The 21,714-nt window shown below is 62.8% G+C and carries 19 protein-coding genes and 1 pseudogene; 13 read left to right on the forward strand and 7 right to left on the reverse strand.

Annotated elements, in window-relative coordinates:
* Positions 1-3: 3 nt before the first annotated feature.
* The 3 genes from ACF8ME_RS13245 to ACF8ME_RS13255 all read right to left on the reverse strand — a co-directional run bounded on the left by ACF8ME_RS13245 (position 4) and on the right by ACF8ME_RS13255 (position 2,851).
* Positions 4-645, reverse strand: a complete 642-nt coding sequence (locus ACF8ME_RS13245; protein WP_392416860.1) for an IPTL-CTERM sorting domain-containing protein — start codon at positions 643-645, stop codon at positions 4-6.
* Positions 646-1,167: 522 nt separating this feature from the next.
* A complete protein-coding gene (locus ACF8ME_RS13250; protein WP_392416862.1) occupies positions 1,168-2,307 on the reverse strand; it encodes a hypothetical protein in 1,140 nt (379 codons plus the stop codon).
* A gap of 199 nt (positions 2,308-2,506) precedes the next feature.
* A complete protein-coding gene (locus ACF8ME_RS13255) occupies positions 2,507-2,851 on the reverse strand; it encodes a hypothetical protein (protein WP_374005236.1) in 345 nt (114 codons plus the stop codon).
* A gap of 188 nt (positions 2,852-3,039) precedes the next feature.
* On the opposite strand from ACF8ME_RS13255, the pseudogene ACF8ME_RS13260 reads away from it, so the two are divergent.
* A pseudogene (locus tag ACF8ME_RS13260) lies at positions 3,040-3,450 on the forward strand (hypothetical protein); the annotation flags it as partial.
* Positions 3,451-3,657: 207 nt separating this feature from the next.
* On the forward strand, positions 3,658-4,974 hold the full coding sequence (locus ACF8ME_RS13265; RefSeq protein ID WP_392417151.1) for an IPTL-CTERM sorting domain-containing protein: 1,317 nt from the start codon (positions 3,658-3,660) through the stop codon (positions 4,972-4,974).
* Positions 4,975-5,034: 60 nt separating this feature from the next.
* Here the strand turns inward: ACF8ME_RS13265 and ACF8ME_RS13270 are convergent, their stop codons facing one another.
* Positions 5,035-5,313 (reverse strand): hypothetical protein, encoded by a 279-nt coding sequence (locus tag ACF8ME_RS13270; protein WP_016445950.1) that lies wholly within the window; start codon positions 5,311-5,313, stop codon positions 5,035-5,037.
* Positions 5,314-5,479: 166 nt separating this feature from the next.
* On the opposite strand from ACF8ME_RS13270, the gene ACF8ME_RS13275 reads away from it, so the two are divergent.
* Entirely contained in the window at positions 5,480-5,971 is a 492-nt protein-coding gene (locus tag ACF8ME_RS13275) for a hypothetical protein (RefSeq protein WP_392416864.1), read from the forward strand.
* 42 nt (positions 5,972-6,013) lie between these two features.
* Here the strand turns inward: ACF8ME_RS13275 and ACF8ME_RS13280 are convergent, their stop codons facing one another.
* A complete protein-coding gene (locus ACF8ME_RS13280; protein WP_392416866.1) occupies positions 6,014-7,429 on the reverse strand; it encodes an HD domain-containing phosphohydrolase in 1,416 nt (471 codons plus the stop codon).
* Positions 7,430-7,526: 97 nt separating this feature from the next.
* The gene (locus ACF8ME_RS13285) at positions 7,527-7,724 is read right to left on the reverse strand and encodes a hypothetical protein (protein WP_156135960.1); all 198 of its coding nucleotides are present in this window, start codon (positions 7,722-7,724) and stop codon (positions 7,527-7,529) included.
* A 491-nt stretch (positions 7,725-8,215) separates the two neighbouring features.
* On the opposite strand from ACF8ME_RS13285, the gene dusA reads away from it, so the two are divergent.
* From dusA to rsxB, 3 genes are all read left to right on the forward strand, one after another.
* Positions 8,216-9,226: a tRNA dihydrouridine(20/20a) synthase DusA gene (gene dusA, locus ACF8ME_RS13290; protein WP_082254116.1), complete on the forward strand. Its 1,011-nt coding sequence runs from the start codon at positions 8,216-8,218 to the stop codon at positions 9,224-9,226.
* A gap of 167 nt (positions 9,227-9,393) precedes the next feature.
* Positions 9,394-10,767: a polyhydroxyalkanoate depolymerase gene (locus tag ACF8ME_RS13295; RefSeq protein ID WP_016445947.1), complete on the forward strand. Its 1,374-nt coding sequence runs from the start codon at positions 9,394-9,396 to the stop codon at positions 10,765-10,767.
* Positions 10,768-10,790: 23 nt separating this feature from the next.
* Positions 10,791-11,507, forward strand: a complete 717-nt coding sequence (rsxB, locus tag ACF8ME_RS13300) for an electron transport complex subunit RsxB (protein WP_392416868.1) — start codon at positions 10,791-10,793, stop codon at positions 11,505-11,507.
* A 36-nt stretch (positions 11,508-11,543) separates the two neighbouring features.
* Here rsxB and ACF8ME_RS13305 read toward each other — a convergent pair whose 3' ends face one another.
* Positions 11,544-13,082: a methyl-accepting chemotaxis protein gene (locus ACF8ME_RS13305; RefSeq protein ID WP_392416870.1), complete on the reverse strand. Its 1,539-nt coding sequence runs from the start codon at positions 13,080-13,082 to the stop codon at positions 11,544-11,546.
* Positions 13,083-13,270: 188 nt separating this feature from the next.
* On the opposite strand from ACF8ME_RS13305, the gene dapC reads away from it, so the two are divergent.
* The 7 genes from dapC (at position 13,271) to ACF8ME_RS13340 (ending at position 21,713) form a co-directional block, all read left to right on the forward strand.
* Positions 13,271-14,476 carry a succinyldiaminopimelate transaminase gene (gene dapC, locus ACF8ME_RS13310; protein ID WP_392416872.1) on the forward strand — a complete coding sequence of 402 codons (1,206 nt, stop codon included), beginning with the start codon at positions 13,271-13,273 and terminating at the stop codon, positions 14,474-14,476.
* Positions 14,477-14,527: 51 nt separating this feature from the next.
* Positions 14,528-15,352, forward strand: a complete 825-nt coding sequence (gene dapD, locus ACF8ME_RS13315) for a 2,3,4,5-tetrahydropyridine-2,6-dicarboxylate N-succinyltransferase (protein ID WP_012205450.1) — start codon at positions 14,528-14,530, stop codon at positions 15,350-15,352.
* 180 nt (positions 15,353-15,532) lie between these two features.
* Positions 15,533-16,702, forward strand: a complete 1,170-nt coding sequence (locus ACF8ME_RS13320) for a PilT/PilU family type 4a pilus ATPase (RefSeq protein ID WP_016445943.1) — start codon at positions 15,533-15,535, stop codon at positions 16,700-16,702.
* 86 nt (positions 16,703-16,788) lie between these two features.
* Positions 16,789-17,949 (forward strand): succinyl-diaminopimelate desuccinylase, encoded by a 1,161-nt coding sequence (gene dapE, locus ACF8ME_RS13325; protein ID WP_392416874.1) that lies wholly within the window; start codon positions 16,789-16,791, stop codon positions 17,947-17,949.
* A gap of 22 nt (positions 17,950-17,971) precedes the next feature.
* Entirely contained in the window at positions 17,972-18,949 is a 978-nt protein-coding gene (gene prmB / locus ACF8ME_RS13330; RefSeq protein WP_392416876.1) for a 50S ribosomal protein L3 N(5)-glutamine methyltransferase, read from the forward strand.
* Position 18,950: 1 nt separating this feature from the next.
* Positions 18,951-19,958 (forward strand): LysR family transcriptional regulator, encoded by a 1,008-nt coding sequence (locus ACF8ME_RS13335; RefSeq protein ID WP_016453487.1) that lies wholly within the window; start codon positions 18,951-18,953, stop codon positions 19,956-19,958.
* Between the two features lie 162 nt (positions 19,959-20,120).
* Positions 20,121-21,713 (forward strand): class I adenylate-forming enzyme family protein, encoded by a 1,593-nt coding sequence (locus tag ACF8ME_RS13340; protein ID WP_392416878.1) that lies wholly within the window; start codon positions 20,121-20,123, stop codon positions 21,711-21,713.
* Position 21,714: the final 1 nt, after the last annotated feature.

Consider the following 21,714-nt stretch of genomic DNA (forward strand, 5'->3'; position numbering starts at 1 on the left):
TGGCTAACGTTGTGCAGTGCGGCGCTGACGCAAAAGCGCCAGTCCCATGAGCACAGAGAGAAGGACCAACCCATACTCGCTCAGTGTGGGAATGGCCGCAGCCGATGGGCCGGGACCTGCACCGATCTGCACAGTGGGCGGAACCGTCGCATTGGTGCGTACCACCGTCGCACCGGCACCCAGGTTGATGACCGCAGTGCCGCTGGCAGCCTGCAGCACCACAGGCTGACCAGGCACTCCCTCGACGGTCAGCGTCCCGAGCACGGTGATATTTGCCCCGACAGGCAGCACAAAGGTGCGGCCCGTGCTGCTCCTGATGGTCAGGTTCTGCACGACCAGGGTGCCGCTGAGCTGGCTGGTGTTGCCCGGATCGCAGCCGTCGCGCAGCTCGATCGTGTTGTTGCCGGCATTCAGTGATCCGTTGATCTGCAGGTCACCACCCACCGACAGCGTTCCGCCACTGTTGGTGATGGCGGCGGCACTTGCGAACGTAGCCGAAGAATCGACGGTCAGCGCGCCTCCCAGGTCCAGGGTTCCTTGCATGTCCAGCGCAGAGCAGGACAGGTCCACGGCCCCGCCCGCCGGGACAACCAGAGAGCTGCCCGGTGGATAGGACCACTGGGCCGCTGCGTTGGAGGACAGCATGAGGGCCAAGCCTGCTCCACCCAGACATCGCCAAAGGGAAAACTTCATCAGACAAGTTCCGTTGAACCTGAGCGCAAGGCGCGCACAAGTGAAATGATTGAAAGTGTCAATCATTGTCAACAGAAACAAAAAGTTAATTATTGAGTTTTTCAACCAAGAAAACATTCGCATTTGGCGCGGGAGTCCGCAGCATTGACTCCAGCGGACGGGATCTGCCGCTCCCGATTCCGGAGGCGCATCGCTAATCCATCTTCTGATTCACGGTCTCAATTGATTGCGTTTAGCAGAGCCATCGCCGCCGCCCATCATGAGGTACATTGATAGAGATAACGCCAAGCTCGAACAGGTCAATGCCGCCATCGGCGGCGCTTTAGGGGGTCTGCGGTATGCACTACCTCGCGGACGGAACTCCCTCGAGGCTGTCAGTCTTGGCAAGACAGTGCTGGCGCATGCGAGCCAAGGCTTCGCAAGGCTGGTTGATAGCAAAGTGCTTTCACCGACAAAAGCAGCCTCTACGCCATCCTACTTTATTGCGGCCAGTTGGCTGATTCTCTGCATTGCGTTGTAGATTTCGCCAGCCATATACGAAGAAATCTCTTCACTGCTCACACCAGGAACGAGGGCAGCGCTTCCCTTGTCAGCGGAGGCAATCCAATGCAGTTTAAACAAAAGCTCCTTCAGATCGGCAGTTTCCATTACATCGGACATCCACCCGTGAAACTCCAGAATGACCTCCGTACGTTTATCGCCATCCTTCGCCAGCTTGCAAAGCTGCTGAAACCAAGACGCATCACGCAGGCATTCTAAGAATTCAAGCACTTCCGGTTGATATACACCCTCCTGTCCATCAACCAAGAACTCTTTCGTCGGCGCAAATGTATCACGGTAGCGGAGGAGCGCCTGCAATTCACCAGCATTGATGTCAAAATCCAACGCTGCTAACTTCTTACGCGGCCCTTTTAACCAGCGCAGTTTCACCTCATGCAAGTCGCTTGCAATGAGCCGCGGAATCTCACTCACATCCTTCTCATACATCTGAATATCCTGAACGAGCAAAGGACGCGTCCCCAGTAAAGTGGTTCTGGCGGCCTCACCAGCGCGGATGATCCAATAAGCTTGTTCCTTATCTTTGGCGCTGAAGCTGTTGGAACTCTGAGCAATGAACTGAATGTACTCAGCCATTTTCCAGGCCATCACCGCCCAATAGCGGTGATCTGTCAGCTTCTCTCGGGAAGGCGATTCGTCATGAATATACTCATTCCATGGACCGCTGGGCACAGTTCCGATGGCGGCAACCACTGCGGTCTTTTCATGGGTTCCCAACCATCCATAGCCATGAGCCTTGCCCCCTTCGAAAACACATAGAGCGTAGTCTTTACTGCTCTCCTCTGATTCAAAACGGACGAAGCTTCCATCTCGCACAAAAGAAGCCAGAGCCTCGAACTGTTCGGATACCTGTTTGGTTATTTTATCAACATCAATCTCATCAATTATCAGCAGAGTTTTTTGATATTTTCCATGCCAGCCAATAGCTGCCATTGCGGCATCCAACGGCATATCCTCTGCAATCCATCCCTTGTCCTGCAGAAGCTTGGAAATCTCCTTGCCTTGCTTCTTGGCAATCTTGATGTTGATTTCAGTCTGACGAAAAGCGATACCCATTGCCAATTTCCTCTGAATATTTATCGCAAGCCTTGACACAGCTTCAGGCGCACGCATGAAACGCCCTCCCAGGCGCATGCGTTCAAGTTACGAACGCAGCTTCCCGCAGACGGAATATAGCCTCAGAGCACCCTCCGGAAGTTGACGCTTTGTCCAGTCATCACCACCTGCGGATTTATTCTCAAGCGAAGCCTGCCATTCAGAAACGATCATTCCTCGGGCGCCGAAGAGTTCGAATAATGGCTCTCAGTCCTGCCGTATTTCTTGGCCGTCGCGGTGAGCGCACAAGGGCCGTGGGCCGCTCGGACGCCCTGCGTTCCGCGCAGACCTCGCTGCGTACCGCCTCCTTGCGTACCGACTGCTCGGCCTTGTCATGGATGCGCTCCGACAGCACCCAGCTCCAGTCATCACTCTCAGCGCCTTGCGGATCGCCCCCCTGGCTGATGTCCTGCTCTGCTGCGATTTGCCTCAGGCCCTTGATGCCGGCCCTGTAGTCCAGCTCGATGCGTTCCCACTGCGGAAACTGCCTGTATTCCGTGCCCATCCCCCGAAGCTGGCAGGCTTGGGACGACTGCCGCAGGACCAGGCCGTCTAGCCGGAGTAACTACCAAGTTTCAGTGATAGACACAATATACACAAATTCATACAATTTGCAGTGCGTTTCGTCATCAAACAAAAGTTCAGCAAACAGAGCTAGAGAGATTGCGCCGATCTCCAAAGTAAGGGAACAACATGTCTTCTGGGGTTTTCCGCACATGGGTGCTAGGCGGCATCTTTGCTCTTGTCACCTACACCGGCTCTGCAAGCGCACAGCTGACCTTGTCCGCGTCCCACACCGATGCCTCTTGTAACGGGGCAAACAACGGCACGGCCACTGCCCAAATCACCCAGAACGGTGTTGCGCCCTTCACCTACTCATGGAGTCCCTCTGGAGGCACAAACGCTACCGCAACAGGGCTCATAGCAGGCACCTATACAGTTACGGTTACTGACAATAACGGCCTGCAAGGAACAGCGTCTACGACCGTTGGACAGCCCGAAACATTGTCAGGCACACAGTCGCATATCAATCCCGTTGGAGGCAACAACGGTAGCGCAACAGTTGTCGCGACAGGGGGGACTCCTGGCTACACTTACTCATGGACCCCCTCCGGTGGCGCAGCGGCAACCGCGACAGGACTGGCTCCCGGTCAATATTCGGTGACCATCACAGACTCCAAAGCCTGCCAAACCACGCTGAGCTACACGCTTGTAGCTCCTGCCGCCTCAGTGCAATCAGTAAGCGTCCCCCCCGACGGAACCTATAGTGCTGGACAGAGCCTGCAGTTCACTGTGACCTACAGCGCTCCCGTGACCGTCACAGCTGGCGGCACGCCCTCAATTCCTTTGACGATCGGTTCAACTCTGCGGCAAGCGAACTTCGTCGGTGGCAGCAACAGCTCCGCCCTGACCTTCATATATACCGTGCAGCCAGGTGATGTTGACGCAAATGGAGTGTCGTTAGGAACCGCTATCGATCTCAACGGGAGCACGATGACGAGCGGTGGCGCCAACGTTGTGCTGAATTTGGCGAACGTAGGCGCCACGACCGGCGTACTGGTGAATGGACAGCAAAACCAGAACATCACGTTCCCAAACCCCGGCGACCAAACTTTCGGCACAACGCCAACACTGACCGCGACGGCCAGCTCCAGCCTGCCGGTGGCCTTCAGCGCAAACACAACTGCGGTGTGCACGGTCACCACGGGCGGCACGCTGACTTTTGTGAACACAGGCTCTTGCACCGTTGATGCGAACCAAAGTGGTAACGCAAGCTACCTGCCTGCATCACAGGTGTCTCAAACCTTCATGGTGAATGCAGCGGCACCCGGAGCCCCCACCATCGGCAACATCGCTGCAGACGACGGGCAGGCTACGGTAACCTTCACTGCACCTGCTTCCAATGGCGGCGCGCCCATCACAGGCTATACCGTGATCGCGACCCCCGTGGCCGTGCCCGGTGCGCCTGGCGTGATCACTCAGCAAGGAACGACATCCCCCATCGTCGTGGCTGGCCTGAGCAATGGCTTCACCTATAACTTCACGGTCGCAGCCTCCAACGGGACAACCGGTGCAGCCTCTGCAAGCACACAAGCCACGCCACGCAAACTGCAACTGGTGAGCGCGCCCGGCAGCGTGCCTGGCATGACCGGCATACCGTCTGCCACGATGTCCGGCGGCGGCACCACTTGCACGCTGCAACCTGGCGGCGGCTTCGGACCTGTGACCTCCACCCCACCGAACCTGCAAGCGCCCAGCGGACAATTCGCTTTCAGCGCCGAAAACTGCACAGGATCTGTGACGATGACTCTCACCTATCCCAGCGCTCTCCCCGAAGGCGTGCAGTTCCGCAAGCCCGATGGTGTCGGCGGCTGGTTTGACCCTGCGACCGCGCTGAACGTGATCGTGGACAGCGCGCGCACCACGGTGACCTACACCATCACGGACAACGGCCCTGGTGACACCAACCCTGCCGTGGGCGTGATCGCCGATCCGCTCGTGCCCGTGCTGGCAGCAGCCCCAGCAGGCGGCGCAGCAGCCGTTCCCACGCTCAGCGAATGGGGCGCCATCCTGATGTCTGCCCTGCTGGCAATATTCGGCATGCGCCGCATGCGCCGCCAGCGCTGATGCAGGCCTGACCTGAAAAAGCAAGGCCCGCAACTGCGGGCCTTTCCTTTGTCCGGGCGTCTACAGGCGGCGCGCGGCGATCAGCAGGCGCTCGGCCAGGGTGGGCTTTGCAGCCAATCGTCCTGCCGTTCCCAATACACCGTCGCGGCCCGTGGCCGCGCGCGCTATCAATGCCGTGCCCAGCGCACCACTCACAAGGCGGCCCATGCCACTTTCCGCGCGCCGGGCATGGCGCAGCGCCAAGAGGCCGGCACCGAGCACCAGCCAATGCTCTCCCGTGAATCCCTTGCGAGAGTCGTCCCACTTGCGCAGGTCCTGGATCTTTTCTGAAATCGCCATTCATTGCTCCTGTTGCTTCAGAGCTGTCATGGTGTGCCAGCAACAGGCTGCAGGCTGTCGGTCCCTGGGCAAGATTCCGGTGGCGAGAGTCCTACGGACGCGCAGCGAGGACCGGCTCCAGCAATCCCGCTTGATGCGCTCCCACTGCGGCGCCTGCATGTGTTCCTTGCTCATCCTGCCGAAGGTGGCAGCCTTGGTAGGCACGACGTCGAGATTTACGCCAAGTGACCATCCGTGTTTCCACGTATATCCAGATATTACTCTTGCCAGGCGCGATTTTGATAATAAATTATCAAAATCAATTACTTTGTCAAATTTTGCATCAATTGAAATATCGGGCGGCTTTCATAATAACATTTCATGCTCAAGAATTGGCATGGTGGCGCCAATAATAAATCACAGCACAGCGAGGCATAAAATGATCGAAGGCGGATGGTGGAAAGCCTATACAAAAAATGGCCGGTATATAGGAATAATCGAAGGAGATGAATTCATAGTCGGAAAAACGAGGATTTTATATAGAATAAGCAAAAACAAGCTGTATTCAACAGAAGTACCGCCTTCACTTATAGCTGACATATCAGAAAAACAAGCAATTACAACCAATGGAGAAATTCTACTCAAATTCTCAAAAACAACCAGAGAGCGAAGGCTATAAAAAACTGGATCAAGTCCAGACCAAAATAATTATTCAATCCAATCAAACAGCCGTCGCTACAGCACGAATTGGAAACTTTCGACCAAGATCAACACGCAATTGCATTCTGCGTATCAACTCTGGCGTCAAAACTCGACCTGCTGTAAGCAAGACCAAGCCTTCCCTCGATACGAAGTCTTGAGCTAAAGTCATCCCTGGCCTCAGTTCCGAACAGGGGACATTAATTGGAGCCGGGTCGGGAGCAGGGGTCGCCTGAATCACAATTTGCAAGAAAGCATCCACAACCTCTGGATCAAATTGTGCTCCTCTACTATGCGAAATGAGCGTTCTTGCCTCTGCGCAAGTTAGCGGCTTACTGCTCAAATGCCCCACCATCAGGTCATCGTAAAAATCAGCAACCGCTATTATGCGAGCACCTATTGGAATATCCTTCCCCTTTAGGCCATCAGGGTAACCTGCTCCATCGAATCGCTCATGGTGAGACCTGACGAGAGTAGCGACAAGATGCGCATCATCTATCGACAGAAGCAGTTGCTCTCCCAAACTGCTATGGTTTCTATACTTATCCAGTTCCTCATGACTTAAACTTGGGACGGGCTTGCTTAACATCCCATCGGGAAGAGTAATATGAGCGATATCATGAATGAGCGCAGCGACAAAAGCATTCTGCTGCTCTGCTTCACTTAGCTGCATAATACTTGCGGTTCGGCGGGTTAGATCCGCAACGCGTCTTGAATGTCCGGCAAGTATCCCCCCTCGCCACTCAAGCAGATTTGAAAACATTCGGATCGATGCGACGAAGCTTTTTTTAAGTTTCCTATGTGCCTCCAACAATTCGTCGTCATGCTCATGGGCAGTCAGCTCAACAGTTGCATTTAGTTCTGCCAACTCCTTCGTCAGCGCTCTATTTTTTTGCTCTAGCCGAATATTCTCATAGCGTGTAATTTTTTGATCATTCAGTTGCTCAATGACAGCCAAAAATTGCTCACTATTCCAAGGTTTGACTATGTGACGGTGCAAGCCCAGCAACCGACCAAGGCCTTTCGTAATTGCCACGGGACTGCATTCCGAAAGAAAAATCACGAACAGATCAGGGGACTGCCCAACGAGATTTTCCAGCCACTGCCCACCATCCTTGTCAATTACACGCGTATTGCATATCAACAAGTCAATTCGTCCACCAGCAAACTCAGCCAACGCTTCCGGCGCACTTGCCGCCATTCGCGCATCATATCCAGCCTGACCGAGCAACAGGCCCAACCCTGAAAAATCTTCCACCTCGCAATCAACCATCAATGCTTGCAACCGCGATTGCGGCGCGAATGATTCTTGCCTCTCTCTAACATTCATTTGGCGTGCCTCCATTTGTCTTATTCGATGCATGGCCTCACCAATATGCCATCGAAAGGCAATGTGCAGATAGAAATTCTTTACCAACACCAAATGAATGAAGATCAAATTTATCCGCTTCTCGCCACTCACTTACATCTAGCTACCATTACCCCAGTTTCGCGCAATGGATGAAATTTGCTCCAGGGAGAGCTCTCACTTGGATTCAAGGCAGTCTTGTCGGCCACGCTTGAAGCCCTGCCGCGTAGGCGGGCACCCGCGTGCGCAGCAGCTTGAGCCTGGCGCGGTCCAGCACCTGCAGCGGCGCATCAATGCCGCGCGCGGCCGAAGCATGCAGGAAGACCTGGCGCAGCCACACCATGTCATTGAGCACGGCGGCGGGCCGGCCTCGTCCTCCGTGCACCGCTTCTTGGTGTGGCCCATCAGATCCTGCACCGTGAGCTTGGCGGCCTGGAGGTCGGCCCGACCAGAGGCCTGCAGTCGCGCGATGCCGGCCTTTTTGCAACGGCCCCACTCAGTCACGTTTTTGACCGCACTGACATAATCCCGCAGTAGCTCCCCCACTGAAATTTTCTTGTGCACGGCCTGGCGCCTGGCCAAAAGCGTGCTCCTGGTCCATCTCGTGCTCGCGCCTGCGCAGCCACTCATTGGCCAGCACTTTCCGACGGTAGGCCTGGCTTTCGCGGTGGACAAACGTGCCGTTCTCCATCAGCCGGATCTGTGCGGTGCAGGCAAGCGAGCAAGCAAGCCGTGTGCGCGCTTGCGTGAAGTGATGGTTCCATCTGTTTTGCGACAGGTGAAGGATGTGGCAAAGCCAGCGAGAAAGTCAGCAAAAACGGGGTTGGATGGCGAAGAACCAGGCAACGACGCCAGAGCAAAAAACCAATCAGATCAATGACAAACGTAGAAAATCAAGCACCTGCCAGCATGTGGCGCATGTCCGTTGCGCCCATGATGGACTGGACTGACAAGCACTGCCGCTACCTGCACCGACTGCTGAGCCGCCATACCCTGCTGTATACCGAGATGGTGACCACGGGCGCACTGCTGCACGGTGATGTGCCACGGCATCTGCGGTTCGAGGCCGAGGAGCATCCGGTGGCGTTGCAGCTCGGCGGCAGCGAGCCGTCGGATCTGGCGCAGGCTGCGCGGTTGGGAGCGCAGTGGGGATATGACGAGATCAATCTGAACTGCGGCTGCCCCAGCGAGCGGGTGCAGCGCGGTGCATTTGGCGCCTGCCTGATGAACGAGGCGCCGCTGGTGGCCGATTGCGTGAAGGCCATGGTGGATGTGGTGGACGTGCCTGTCACGGTGAAGCACCGCATCGGCATCGACAAGGACGAGAGCTACGGATTCGTGCGTGACTTCGTGGGCACGGTGGCCGATGCGGGATGCCGCGTGTTCATCGTTCACGCACGCAATGCCTGGCTCAAAGGCTTGTCTCCCAAGGAAAACCGCGAGATCCCGCCGCTGCGCTACGAGATCGTGGCCCGGCTCAAGCAGGATTTTCCGCAGCTGACCATTGCCATCAATGGCGGCATCAAGTCCGACGCCACCGTGCAGGAGCTGCTGCAGCAGGTCGATGGCGTGATGGTGGGGCGTGAGGCCTATCACAACCCCTGGTGGCTGGCCTCGTGGGATGCGCTGTACTACGGCGATGCTGGCGTGGAGCACACGCGCGAGTCCATCGAGGAGCAGATGGTGGCCTACATGGAGCGAGAGGCGCGCACGCACGGCACGCACTGGTATTCGATAGCCCGCCATATGTTGGGGTTGCGCAACGGGCTGGCAGGTGCGCGGCGCTGGCGCCAGGTGTGGAGCAACCACCAGTTCAAGCAGTTGCCGCCTTCAGAGGTGATGCGGCTTGCGCGCACCAAACCGGCCGAAGCGGCGCTTGCCGCCTAGCGCGCCGCACTGCATTGCAGGAATGCCGGGGGCTGGGCGGCCGCCAGCTTACAACCATCAGTCAAGCTATCACTTAAGCGACAGCATTAGAGGGGTTTTACTACCAATTTTCTTAGCGTGCTGCTGATATATTGCACTGCAACAAATCCAAACAACCCCTTGTATCCATGCTCTATCAGCTCTACGAAATCCAGCGCGCCATGGTCGAGCCCTTTGCCGATTTCGCGCAGGCTGCAGCCAAGCTCTACAGCAACCCCCACTCGCTGCTGAGCCAGGGTCCGATGTCCCAGCGCATGGCCGCCGGGTTCGACCTGTTCTACCGCCTGGGCAAGGATTACGAAAAGCCCGAGTTCAACCTGCGCAGCGTCGATGTCGGCGGCGTGGACGTGACGATCCGCGAGCGGGTCGAAGTGGACAAGCCGTTTTGCGAGCTGCGCCGCTTCAAGCGCTTCTCCGACGACACCGAGACACTGCAGACCATGCTGAGCCAGCCCGTGGTGCTGATCGTGGCGCCGCTGTCGGGCCACTACGCCACGCTGCTGCGCGATACGGTGCAAAGCATGCTGGGCGACCACAAGGTCTACATCACCGACTGGAAGAACGCCCGCCTGGTGCCGCTGGCCGATGGCGAGTTCCACCTCGACGACTACGTGAACTATGTGCAGGAGTTCATCCGCTACCTGCAGGGCAAGTACGGCCAGTGCCATGTGGTCAGCGTCTGCCAGCCCACGGTGCCGGTGCTGGCGGCCGTGTCGCTGATGGCCAGCCGTGGCGAGACGCCTCCGCTGTCCATGACCATGATGGGCGGCCCCATCGATGCGCGCCGCTCGCCGACCTCGGTGAACAACCTGGCGCAGAACCGCAGCTTCGAGTGGTTCGAGAACAACGTGATCTACCGCGTGCCCGAAGGCTATCCGGGCGTGGGTCGCCGCGTCTACCCCGGCTTCCTGCAGTACTCGGGCTTCGTGGCCATGAACCCGGATCGCCACGCCAAGAGCCACTACGACTACTTCAAGGACCTGATCAAGGGTGACGACGCCAGCGCCGAGCACCACCGCAAGTTCTATGACGAGTACAACGCCGTGCTCGACATGGATGCCGACTACTACCTCGAGACCATCGCCACGGTGTTCCAGGACTACAAGCTGGTCCATGGCACCTGGGAAGTGCGTTCGCCCGAGGACAAGGTTGAACTGGTGCGCCCGCAGGACATCAAGGGCAGCGCCCTGCTGACCATCGAGGGCGAGCTGGACGACATCTCCGGCTCCGGCCAGACGCGGGCTGCGCACGATCTGTGCACGGGCATTGCCGCGGATCAGCGCAGGCACCTTGAAGTGCCGGGCGCGGGACACTACGGGATTTTCAGCGGCCGCCGCTGGCGAGAGATCGTCTATCCGCAGGTGCGCGAATTCATCAGCACCCACCAGCCCGAGAGCGCCACCGCCGCCAGCGCTGCAGGCCATGCCAGCAGCCTGAGCGATGACGCGCCAACGGCCGCCGAGCAGCCACGCAAGCGTGGCGCCAAGGTGCAGGCAGGCTGATTCCCGAGCAAGCCCGCCACGCCATGTCCTCCACCGCCATGCTCGCCCGCGACGATCTGGCAGCGCGCATAGACGCCGCGCTGCCGCAGACGCAGTGCACGCGTTGCGGCTACCCTGACTGCGCCAGCTACGCCCAGGCCGTGGCCTCGGGCGAGGCTGGCATCAACCAGTGCCCACCGGGCGGCGCTGCGGGCGTGGAGCGGCTGGCCGCATTGACGGGCCGGCCCGTTGTTGCGCTGAGCGCCGAGCACGGCATGGAAGCCCCGCGCACCGTGGCCGTGATCGACGAGGCCTGGTGCATCGGTTGCACCCTGTGCATCAAGGCCTGCCCCACGGATGCCATCCTGGGGGCCAACAAGTTCATGCACACGGTGATCGCAGCCCACTGTACGGGATGCGAACTGTGCATTCCCGTGTGTCCGGTCGATTGCATCGAACTGCACAACGCCAGCGGCCCGGCCACAGGCTGGTCTGCCTGGAGCCCCCAGCAGGCCGAGCATGCGCGCCAGCGCTATGTGCTGCACCGCGAGCGTGAAGTGGAGCGCGAGCGTTTGAGTGCAAGCCGGGCACCGACGCCTCGTGCGCAGGCAGAGCAGGCAGCCGACGACGACGCCAGCCCTCACGCACCCTGCCCCGCACCTCCCGTGGCCGAGAGCAAGCAGGCCACCATCGCCGCCATCCTGGCCCGCGCTCGTGCCCAGCGCGCGGGCGGCGGTTCATCGCCGAACGCGTGCCAGTGAAGCCCGCCAGGCGGCAGTCTGCCTTCCAGGCCAAGGCTATGCCGCCAGCGCCAGACTCTTGTAGACGCCGCATCCCCAGTACAGCCCGCCATGCTTGCAGACGAAGGACATCTTGGTCTGTACCTGTTGCGTGGCCGGGTTTCTGAAGTCGTACTCCACCCAGCCTGGGCCGCGCTCGGCCTGGGCAATGATGTCGGTCAGCAGCTGTTCGCCACGCACGCCGGGCAATTCCTGGACTCGCACGCCCACGCGCGCAGGGTTGCCGCCAAAGGCACGGTAGCTGCCGTCGGCGGCCAGGGCGAAAACGTACATATCGCGGTCATGGAAGGGCTGGCCGGGGTCGTTCACGGCGGCCAGCAGTGCCTCGGTGGCCACTCCGCGCCGCGCCAGGCCCAGGGCCGACTCGACCAGGGCCACGGCCTCCTCCGCCGTGCCCTGCTGCAGCCGAAAGCGCGACACCGCCCCTGACAGCATCTGCGCGCGCTGCTGCAGCGCCCGGGCCTGGTCCAGCGCATGGCCCACCATCTGCGCGTTGTGCTGGGTGATCTCGTCGATCTGGTGAACGGCGCGGCTGATCTCGGCCAGACCCGTGCTCTGGCTGCCGGTGGACTGCGACAGCTCTCCCATGTGCTCGGCCACCTGGCGGATGCCTTCGGTCACGCGCTCCATACCTCGCCCGGCCGTGCGGATCAGTTCGGTGCTGTGCTCCACCTGGGCCAGCGCATCGCCGATCAGGTGGCGGATCTCGCGCGCCGCCTCGGCCGAACGGCCGGCCAGGGAGCGCACCTCGCTGGCCACCACGGCAAAGCCGCGGCCCTGCTCGCCCGCACGCGCCGCTTCCACGGCAGCGTTGAGGGCCAGGATGTTGGTCTGAAACGCAATGCCGTCGATCACGCCGATGATCTCGCGCATGCGGCCGGCGCTGCTTTCAATGGTCTCCACCGACTCCACGGCGCGGCCCATGGCCACCACGCCTTCATCGGCCGCGCCGCGCACCGCGCTGGCCTGGTGGTGGACCACGCCCACCACGTCGGCGTTGTGCTGCACGGCGCTGCTGAGCTGCTCCACGCTGACCACGGTCTGGGCCAGGTTGGTGGCCTGCAGTTCGGTGCGATCGGACAGTGCTTGGTGCTCGTTCACCAGTTGTTGCCCGGCCTGCGCCACCAGGGCCGCATTGCTGCGCACATCGGCCACCATGCCCGACAGCGAGGTCACCATGCCGCCCAGCAAGGCCTTGGGCGTCTGGACGGCGCCTGCGCCCTCCTGGGAGGCCGCAGCCTCCACGGCCACGCGCTGGCTCAGGTCTCCCTGGGCGATGCCCTGCATGGCCTGCTGCAGCAATTCGCGCTCGCCGATCACCCGCGACCAGAGCCTGTGCATGCCGCCCAGCAGCAACCCGGCCCACAGCAGCAAGGCTGCCCAAACCCAGGGCCCCAGGCCCATCGAATCGGCCACCAACGCCAGCGCCGGTCCCGCCAATGCCCACACCGTGCATACGAGGAAGCCGGCACCTGGGCCGGATGTATGCTTACGATGTCTGCTTCTATCTTTTTCCATGCCAGCGCCTGCCTGCATAGCTGTCTGCCTCTCTTGTCATTGGTATCTGGAATTCACCGTTTGCGAGGCCTCGCCACACGAGTTGGCATGGCCCCAGTCGAGACCATGCCAGAATAGGTAACAGAATGCAAAAAAGCCAGCGTGCAGACCCGCAGTCCCCTGTGACAACGGCATGCCGAAAGCGCATCAATCCATAATGCGAGCCCATGAATCCCCTGCTCTCCCGACTCCAGCCCTACCCGTTTGAGCGTCTTCGCAAACTGTTCGCCGGGGTCCAGCCACCGGCGGGCGTGCGCCCCATCAGCCTTGGCATCGGAGAGCCCCGCCATGCCACGCCGCCCTTCATCGAACAGGCGCTGAGCGCCGACCTGGGCGGCCTGGCCAAGTACCCGGCCACAGCCGGCGAGCCCGCGCTGCGCGAATCCTGCGCCCAGTGGGCGCGCCAGCGCTACGGCATTGCGCTGGACGCCGCCGCCCAGGTGCTGCCGGTCAACGGCTCGCGCGAGGCCCTGTTCTCCTTCACCCAGGTCGTGGTGGACGCCAGCCAGGACGGCGCGCGCGTGATCTGCCCCAACCCGTTCTATCAAATCTACGAAGGCGCCACCCTGCTGGCCGGCGCCCAGCCGTACTACGCCCCCAGCGATGCTGCGCGCAATTTCGCGGTGGACTGGGACAGCGTTCCCGCCGACGTGTGGGAAAAGACCCAGCTGATCTTCGTGTGCTCTCCCGGCAACCCCACAGGCGCGGTGATGCCGCTGGCCGAATGGGAAAAGCTGTTTGCGCTGTCCGACCGCCATGGCTTCGTGATTGCCAGCGACGAGTGCTATAGCGAAATCTACTTCGACGGCACGCCTCCACTGGGCGGACTGGAAGCCGCGCAGCGCCTGGGCCGCACGGACTACAAGAACCTGCTGATGTTCACCAGCCTGTCCAAGCGCAGCAATGTGCCTGGCCTGCGCAGCGGTTTCGTGGCGGGCGATGCGGCCCTGATCAAGGCCTTTTTGCTGTACCGCACCTACCACGGCGGCGCCATGAGCCCCGTGGTGCAGACGGCCAGCATCGCGGCCTGGGGCGACGAGGCCCATGTCGAGGAGAACCGCCGCCTGTACCGCGAAAAGTTCAACCAGGTCACCCCCGTGCTGGCGCGCGTGATGGATGTGCGCCTGCCCGACGCAAGCTTCTACCTGTGGGCCGGCATTCCCGAATCGCTGGGCCTGGACGACGCCGACTTTGCCCGCGAGCTGTATGCCACCACCGGCGTGACCGTGCTGCCCGGCAGCTACCTGGCGCGCGAGGCCAATGGCCGCAATCCGGGCGCCGGGCGCGTGCGCATGGCCCTGGTGGCCGAGACCGCCGAATGCCTGGAGGCGGCCCAGCGCATTGCACAATTCATAGAATCACGCCAGCGCTGAGCCACGCCTGGCCACCCCTTTCCTCACAAACCCTTTGATCACCAAAGCCATATGACGCAACAGCTGCAATCCATCATCGACACCGCCTGGGACAACCGTGCCAGCCTCTCCCCCGCTGCCGCGCCCAAGGAAGTGACCGAGGCCGTGGACCACGTGATCGAAGCCCTGAACAACGGCCAGCTGCGCGTGGCCACGCGCGAAGGCGTGGGCCAGTGGACCGTGCACCAGTGGATCAAGAAGGCCGTGCTGCTGTCCTTCCGCCTCAAGGACAACGTGCTGATGCAGTCCGGCGACCTGAACTTCTTCGACAAGGTCCCCACCAAGTTCGCCGGCATGACCGAAGCCGAGATCGCCGCCACCGGCGTGCGCGTCGTGCCTCCGGCGGTGGCCCGCCGTGGCAGCTTCGTGGCCAAGGGCGCCATCCTGATGCCCTCCTACGTGAACATCGGCGCCTACGTGGACGAAGGCACCATGGTCGACACCTGGGCCACCGTGGGCTCCTGCGCTCAGGTCGGCAAGAACGTGCACCTGTCCGGCGGCGTGGGCCTGGGCGGCGTGCTGGAGCCGCTGCAGGCCAACCCGACCATCATCGAGGACAACTGCTTCATCGGCGCGCGTTCCGAAATCGTCGAAGGCGTGATCGTGGAAGAGAACTCGGTGATCTCCATGGGCGTGTACATCGGCCAGTCCACTCCCATCTATGACCGTGCGACCGGCGAGACCAGCTACGGCCGCGTGCCCGCCGGCTCGGTGGTGGTGTCGGGGAACCTGCCCAAGGACAACGGCCGCTACAGCATGTACGCCGCCATCATCGTCAAGAAGGTCGATGCCAAGACACGCTCCACCACGAGCCTGAACGACCTGCTGCGCGATTGACCTGCATCCGGACCGCGCCAAAGGCGTGGTTGCGGCGCCAAAACATCCCCTGTTCAGGGGATGGACCAAGGCATACTCTCGAGGGCGTCCCCGGCCACCAGGCAGCGGACGCCCGTTTCACGTCAAAAGCGCGTGACAACGATCCAAGAACAGCGACAGCACACGAATTTGGGGGAACACATGGGCACGATGGAGAGGATTTTGCGCCTGATGGGCGAGAAGCAGGCGTCCGACGTCTACCTGGCGGTCAACGCGCCGGCGCTGATCAAGATCAACGGCGAATGCGTCCCCATCAACAACCAGCTGCTGCCGCCCGATGCGCCGCGCAGCCTGCTGGCCGAGATCGTGCCGGCCGAGCGCCTGCAGGAGCTGGACGAGACGGGCGAGCTCAACATGGGCGTGCCGCTGCGCGGCGTGGGGCGTTTCCGCGTCAGCGCCATGCACCAGCGCGGCAGCTGCGCCGTGGTGATCCGCTTCATCGCCCAGCACATCCCGCCCATGGACACGCTGAACCTGCCGCCCGTGCTGGGCGAGCTGATCATGCAAAAGCGCGGCCTGCTGCTGGTCGTGGGCTCCACGGGCTCGGGCAAGAGCACGACGCTGGCCTCGATGATCGACGCGCGCAATGAAAAGCTCACGGGCCACATCCTCACCATCGAGGACCCCATCGAATACCAGTTCCGCAACAAGCGCTCCATCGTCAACCAGCGCGAAGTGGGATCCGACACGGCATCGCTGCAGGTTGCGCTCAAGAATGCGCTGCGCCAGGCGCCCGACGTGATCCTGATCGGCGAGATCCGCGACCGCGAGACCATGTCCTCGGCCATGGGCTTTGCGCAGTCGGGCCATTTGTGCCTTGCCACGCTGCACGCCAACAACAGCTACCACGCGCTCAACCGCATCCTGTCCTTCTTCCCCGAGGAAATCCGGCCGACCATGCTGGGCGAGCTGTCGGCAGCGCTCAAGGGCGTGATCTCCCAGCGCCTGGTGCGCACCGTGGATGGCGGCCGCATGCCGGCCGTCGAGGTGATGCTCAACACCAAGCTGATCGCCGACCTGATCGAGCGCGGCAACTTCTCGGGCGTCAAGGAGGCCATGGAGAAATCCATGGCCGAAGGCTCGCAGACCTTTGAAGAGGCGCTGGCCCAGCTGATCCGCTCGGGCCGCATCGACCGCGCCGAGGGACTGGCCTTTGCCGACTCGCCCACCAACCTGATGTGGCGTCTGGAAAACGACGTGGTCAAGGCCGGCCATGCCGCGCCGTCCAGCCAGTTCGCCGAACTGGCCACGCCCGGCGAGGACGACATGCCCTCGTTCACCGAAATCATGCTGGAAGTCAAGCCGAACTGAACAGCCGGGCCTGCAGCGTTCACAATGTCGGAGCACGCTGGCGCCAGCCAGCCCTCCGACTTTTTTGATTTTTTGACCTTCCCACCATGTCCCGCACCTTGCAACTGACCGAGCAGCTGATCAGCCTGCCCTCCGTCACTCCCGAAGACGCCGGCTGCCTTGAACTCCTGGCCGATGCCCTGCTGCCCATGGGCTTTGCCTGCGAGCGCATCGACAGCGGCCCAGACAGCTTTCGCGTGCGCAATCTCTGGGCCAGGCGCTCCGGCGCAGGCACCGACCGGCCCGTGCTGGTCTTTGCCGGCCATACCGACGTGGTGCCCACCGGCCCCCTGGAGCAGTGGAGCAGCCCGCCCTTCGTGCCCACGCACCGCGACGGCAAGCTGTACGGCCGCGGCGCCAGCGACATGAAGACCTCCATCGCCGCCTTTGTCGTGGCACTGGAGGAGTTCCTGGCCGAGACGCCAACTCCCTCCTTCGACATTGCCCTGCTGCTGACCAGCGACGAGGAAGGCCCTTCGGTGGACGGCACCAAGGTCGTGGTCGAGCTGCTGCGCGAGCGCGGCGAGCGCCTGGACTGGTGCATCGTGGGCGAGCCCACCTCCGTGGACCGCACGGGCGACATGATCAAGAACGGCCGCCGGGGCACCATGAGCGGACGCCTCACCGTCAAGGGCATCCAGGGCCACATCGCCTACCCGCAGCTGGCGCGCAACCCCATCCACCAGGCCCTGCCGGCCCTGGCCGAACTGGCCGCCACGCGATGGGACGAGGGCAACGCCTTCTTCCCGCCCACCAGCTGGCAGATCAGCAACATGCATGGCGGCACGGGCGCATCCAACGTCATTCCCGGCGATGTGACCATCGACTTCAACTTCCGTTTCTGCACCGAGTCCACGGCCGAATCGCTGCAGCAGCGCGTGCACGCCGTGCTGGACCGCCATGGACTGGAGTACGAGCTGGCCTGGACCATCGGCGGCCAGCCCTTCCTGACCACGCCGGGCACGCTGGTGAATGCCGTGCAGGCGGCCATCCGCGCCGAGACCGGCCTGGAGACCGAGCTGTCCACCACGGGCGGCACCAGCGACGGCCGCTTCATCGCCCAGATCTGCAGCCAGGTCGTGGAAGTGGGCCCGCCCAACGCCAGCATCCACAAGATCGACGAGCACATCGTGGTGGCCGACATCGAGCCCCTCAAGAACATTTACCGCCGCACGCTCCAGGAGCTGCAGCGCCAGCAGGCCGCCTGAACGCGCGCCCAAGGAGCCGACGATGACATCCGCCCCCACCCCTGCCAATATTCCCGCCATCTCGGGCAGCACCATCGCCGACCTCGTGGCCTCGGGCGCCGCAGCGCTCACGGCGGCCGGCGTGGCCTTTGGCCACGGCACGGCCACGGCCGAAGACGAAGCGGCCTGGCTCACGCTGTGGAAGCTGGGCCTGCCGCTGGACAGCGAACTGGCACCCGGCGCGCCCGAGTCCCTGGCCAGCCAGCCGGTGAGCGCCGAGCAGCAGGCTGAAGTGGCCGAGCTGTTCGCCGAGCGCATCCGCACACGCAAGCCCGCCGCCTACCTCACGCGCGAGGCCTGGCTGCAGGGCGTGCCCTTCTACGTGGACGAGCGCGCCATCGTGCCGCGCAGCTTCATTGCCGAACTGCTGGCCGACGGCAGCATCGACGGCTGGCTGTCCGACCGCACGCGCCGCGTGCTGGACCTGTGCACCGGCAACGGCAGCCTGGCCTGCCTGGCGGCCATGGCCTGGCCCGAGGTCGAGGTCACGGGCGCCGACATCTCGGCCGACGCGCTGGCCGTGGCGCGCATCAACGTGGACCGCCATGAACTCGCCGAGCGCGTGCAACTGCTGGAGAGCGACGGCCTGGCCGCCCTGCCCGGCCCCTGGGACCTGGTGCTGTGCAACCCGCCCTATGTGAACGCCGACAGCATGTCGCGCCTGCCCGCCGAGTACCAGGCCGAGCCCGAGCTTGCGCTGGCCGGCGGCGCCGACGGCATGGACTTCATCCGCCGCCTGCTGCAGGACCTGCCCTCGCGCCTGGCCAAGGAAGGCGTGGTCGTGCTGGAGATCGGCAATGAAAAGGACTTCTTCGAAGCCGCCTTCCCCGACCTGCCCGTGTTCTGGCTGGACACCAGCTCGGGCGACGAGCAGGTGCTGCTGATCACCCAGGAGGCACTGCGCGCCTGGACCGAAGGCGATATCGAGGCCCTGCGCCCGCAATACCGCCCCCTGGGCTGAGATGGACCTGCGGGCGCTGCGCTACTTCATCGCCGTGCTGGAGGCTGGCAGCCTCTCGCGCGCCGCGCACTCGCTGTACGTGGCCCAGCCCGCGCTCACGGCGCAGATCAAGAAGCTGGAAGGCGAGCTGGGTGCGCAACTGCTGGAGCGCAGCCACGCCGGCGTGACCCCCACCCCGGCCGGCGCGCAGCTGTACGAGGACGCCCGCCGCCTGCTGTCCGACGCCGATGCCATGCGCGAGCGCATACAGCGCCTGCCCCAGGGCCCCGAAGGCTCGGTCACCATCGCCCTGCCTTTTTTGCTGACCAGCCTGCTGGCAGGCCCCCTGATTGCCAGCCTGCGCCACAGCCACCCGCGCATACGCATCTTCGTGCTCGACGACCTCAGCCTGATGGTGCAAAAGGCCATGCTGGACCGGCGCGCCGACTTGGCCATTCTTGTGGACACGGCCAGCCTGCATGACCTGCAGGTGCAGCCCATGGCCGAGGAATCCATCTACGTCTGCGGCCAGGATGTCGATGGCAGCGTCGCCCCGCTGCTGCGCCCGGCGCCGGACGGCGGCCTGCCGCACATGGACTTTGCCCATGCCTGCCAGCTGCCGCTGGTGCTGCAGTCGCGCCGCTTTTCCATCCGCCAGACCGTGGAGGCCGCCGCCGATGCGCGGGAGCTGCGGCTGAACATCGTCCACGAACACGATTCCGCGCGCGTCATCCGCTCGCTCTACCACTGCGGCGCGGGCTTCACCTTCACGCCCGCCTGCTCGCTGAGCGATGCGCCCGCCTGGCTGCGCGAGGGCGCCAAGGCGGCGCCCACGGGCCTCCAGCCCGGCTGGATCGTGGCCCAGGTCGCGGCGCCCGCGCTGCTGCGCCGCTACTTCCTGGCCGTGCAGGCCAACCGCGGCGGTGACCCGGCACTGCAGGTGGTCCGGCAGGCACTGCTGGACCAGGCCCGGCAACTGATCACGGCGGGCCTCTGGCAGGCGCGCTGGCAGCATCCGCAGCAGATGTGATGCAGCAGTCCGATGGTCATCAGCAAAAACGGCAAGGGTTGGTCTGGACATCAATTTTTCTGATGCAACTGAATCACTAATCGGTATTTCCCCGGCCCGGTCCTCTTCTGCAACAGTGCATGGCACGCCGCGCAAAACGCGCGGCTTCAGCCAAGGAATGCCATGCACGAGACATCCCGGCCCACCGCAGGCCACCCCCATTCCCTCCCCATACCCAATGTCGGCGAACTCGTCGCACGCAGCTGCAGGGCCCATGCCGCGCAGCCTGCGGTGACCAGCGCCACGCGCAGCATCAGCTACGCAGAGCTTGAGCAGCGCTCCAACCGCCTGGCGAACGCCCTGCTTGCCCAGGGGCTGGCCCGCGGCGACCGCGTGGGCATCTACCTGCCCAATTGCGTGGAAATCGTGGAGATCGAGATCGCCTGCTACAAGGCCGGGCTCATCAAGGCGCCCTTCAACGCACGCCTGTCTCCACGCGAAGTAGGCGATATCGCGGCCAACAGCGATGCTTCCATCATCGTGACCACGGCCGCGCGCGCCGAGGCCTTCAAGCCGCACCTGCAGTCTGCCGACGTGCGCCTGCTGCTGCTGGACGGCCCTGCCGACAGCAACTACGAAGCGCTGCTCGCCCGCGCCAGCGACCGCTTCCAGCCCGTGGACGTGCACGAGCACGAGGTGGCCGTGCTGCACTACACCTCGGGCTCGTCGGGCGTGCTCAAGGCCGCCATGCAGACCTTCGGCAACCGCCTGGCCCAGCTGCGCAAATTCCTGATGCGCGGCGAGGGCATGCAGGCCGGCCATGTGCTGGGACTGGTGGGGCCGGTCACCCACGCCTCGGGCATGCAGATGGTGCCGGCGCTGTGCACGGGCGCCACCATCCACCTGTTCTCGGGCTTCGAGCCTGGCGCCTTCATGGCCGAGATGCAGGCGCGGCGCATCACCCATACCTTCATGGTGCCCACCATGATCAACATGCTGCTGGCCGAGATCGGCGGCCGCTACCGCCCGCTGCCCGACCTGCTGCGCCTGGGCTACGGCGCAGCGCCCATGGCGCCCGCGCGCATCCTGCAGGCCATGGACGTGTTCGGCCCCATCCTGTCCCAGGGCTACGGCGCGGGCGAGACCACCTCCGGCGTCTGCGGCCTGACGGTGCAGGACCACCTGCAGGCACGCGCGTCGCGGCCCGAGCGGCTGGCATCCTGCGGCCGGCCCTTTCTGGAATCCCTGGTGGAGGTGGTGGACGACGAAGGCCGCCGCGTGCCCGAGGGCGAGATCGGCGAGATCGTGGTCAGCGGCGCCGATGTCTTTGCAGGCTACTGGCGCGCGCCCGAGCTGACGGCCGAGGTGCTCAAAAACGGCCGCTACCACACGGGCGACCTGGCCCGCATGGACGAGCAGGGCTTTGTCTATATCGTGGACCGCAAGAAGGACATGGTCATCAGCGGCGGCTTCAACGTCTATCCGTCCGAGGTGGAGTCCGTGCTCTACGAACATGCCTCGGTGGCCGATGCCTGCGTGTTCGCCATCCCCGACGACAAATGGGGCGAGGCCGTGGCCGCCCACATCGTGCTCAAGCCCGGCCTGGCCGGCGACAGTGCCGCGCTGGACCGCTTCTGCGCCGAGCGCCTGGGCGGCTTCAAGCGCCCGCGCCACATCGAATTCGTGCAGCAACTGCCCAAGAACCCCAACGGCAAGGTCATGCGCCGCGCCGTGCAGGCGCCCTACTGGGCCAACCACGCCCGCAAGGTGAACTGAG

The sequence above is a fragment of the Delftia sp. WSY_7 genome (assembly GCF_043104845.1).
GTDB classification, from domain to species: Bacteria; Pseudomonadota; Gammaproteobacteria; order Burkholderiales; family Burkholderiaceae_C; genus Comamonas; species Comamonas tsuruhatensis.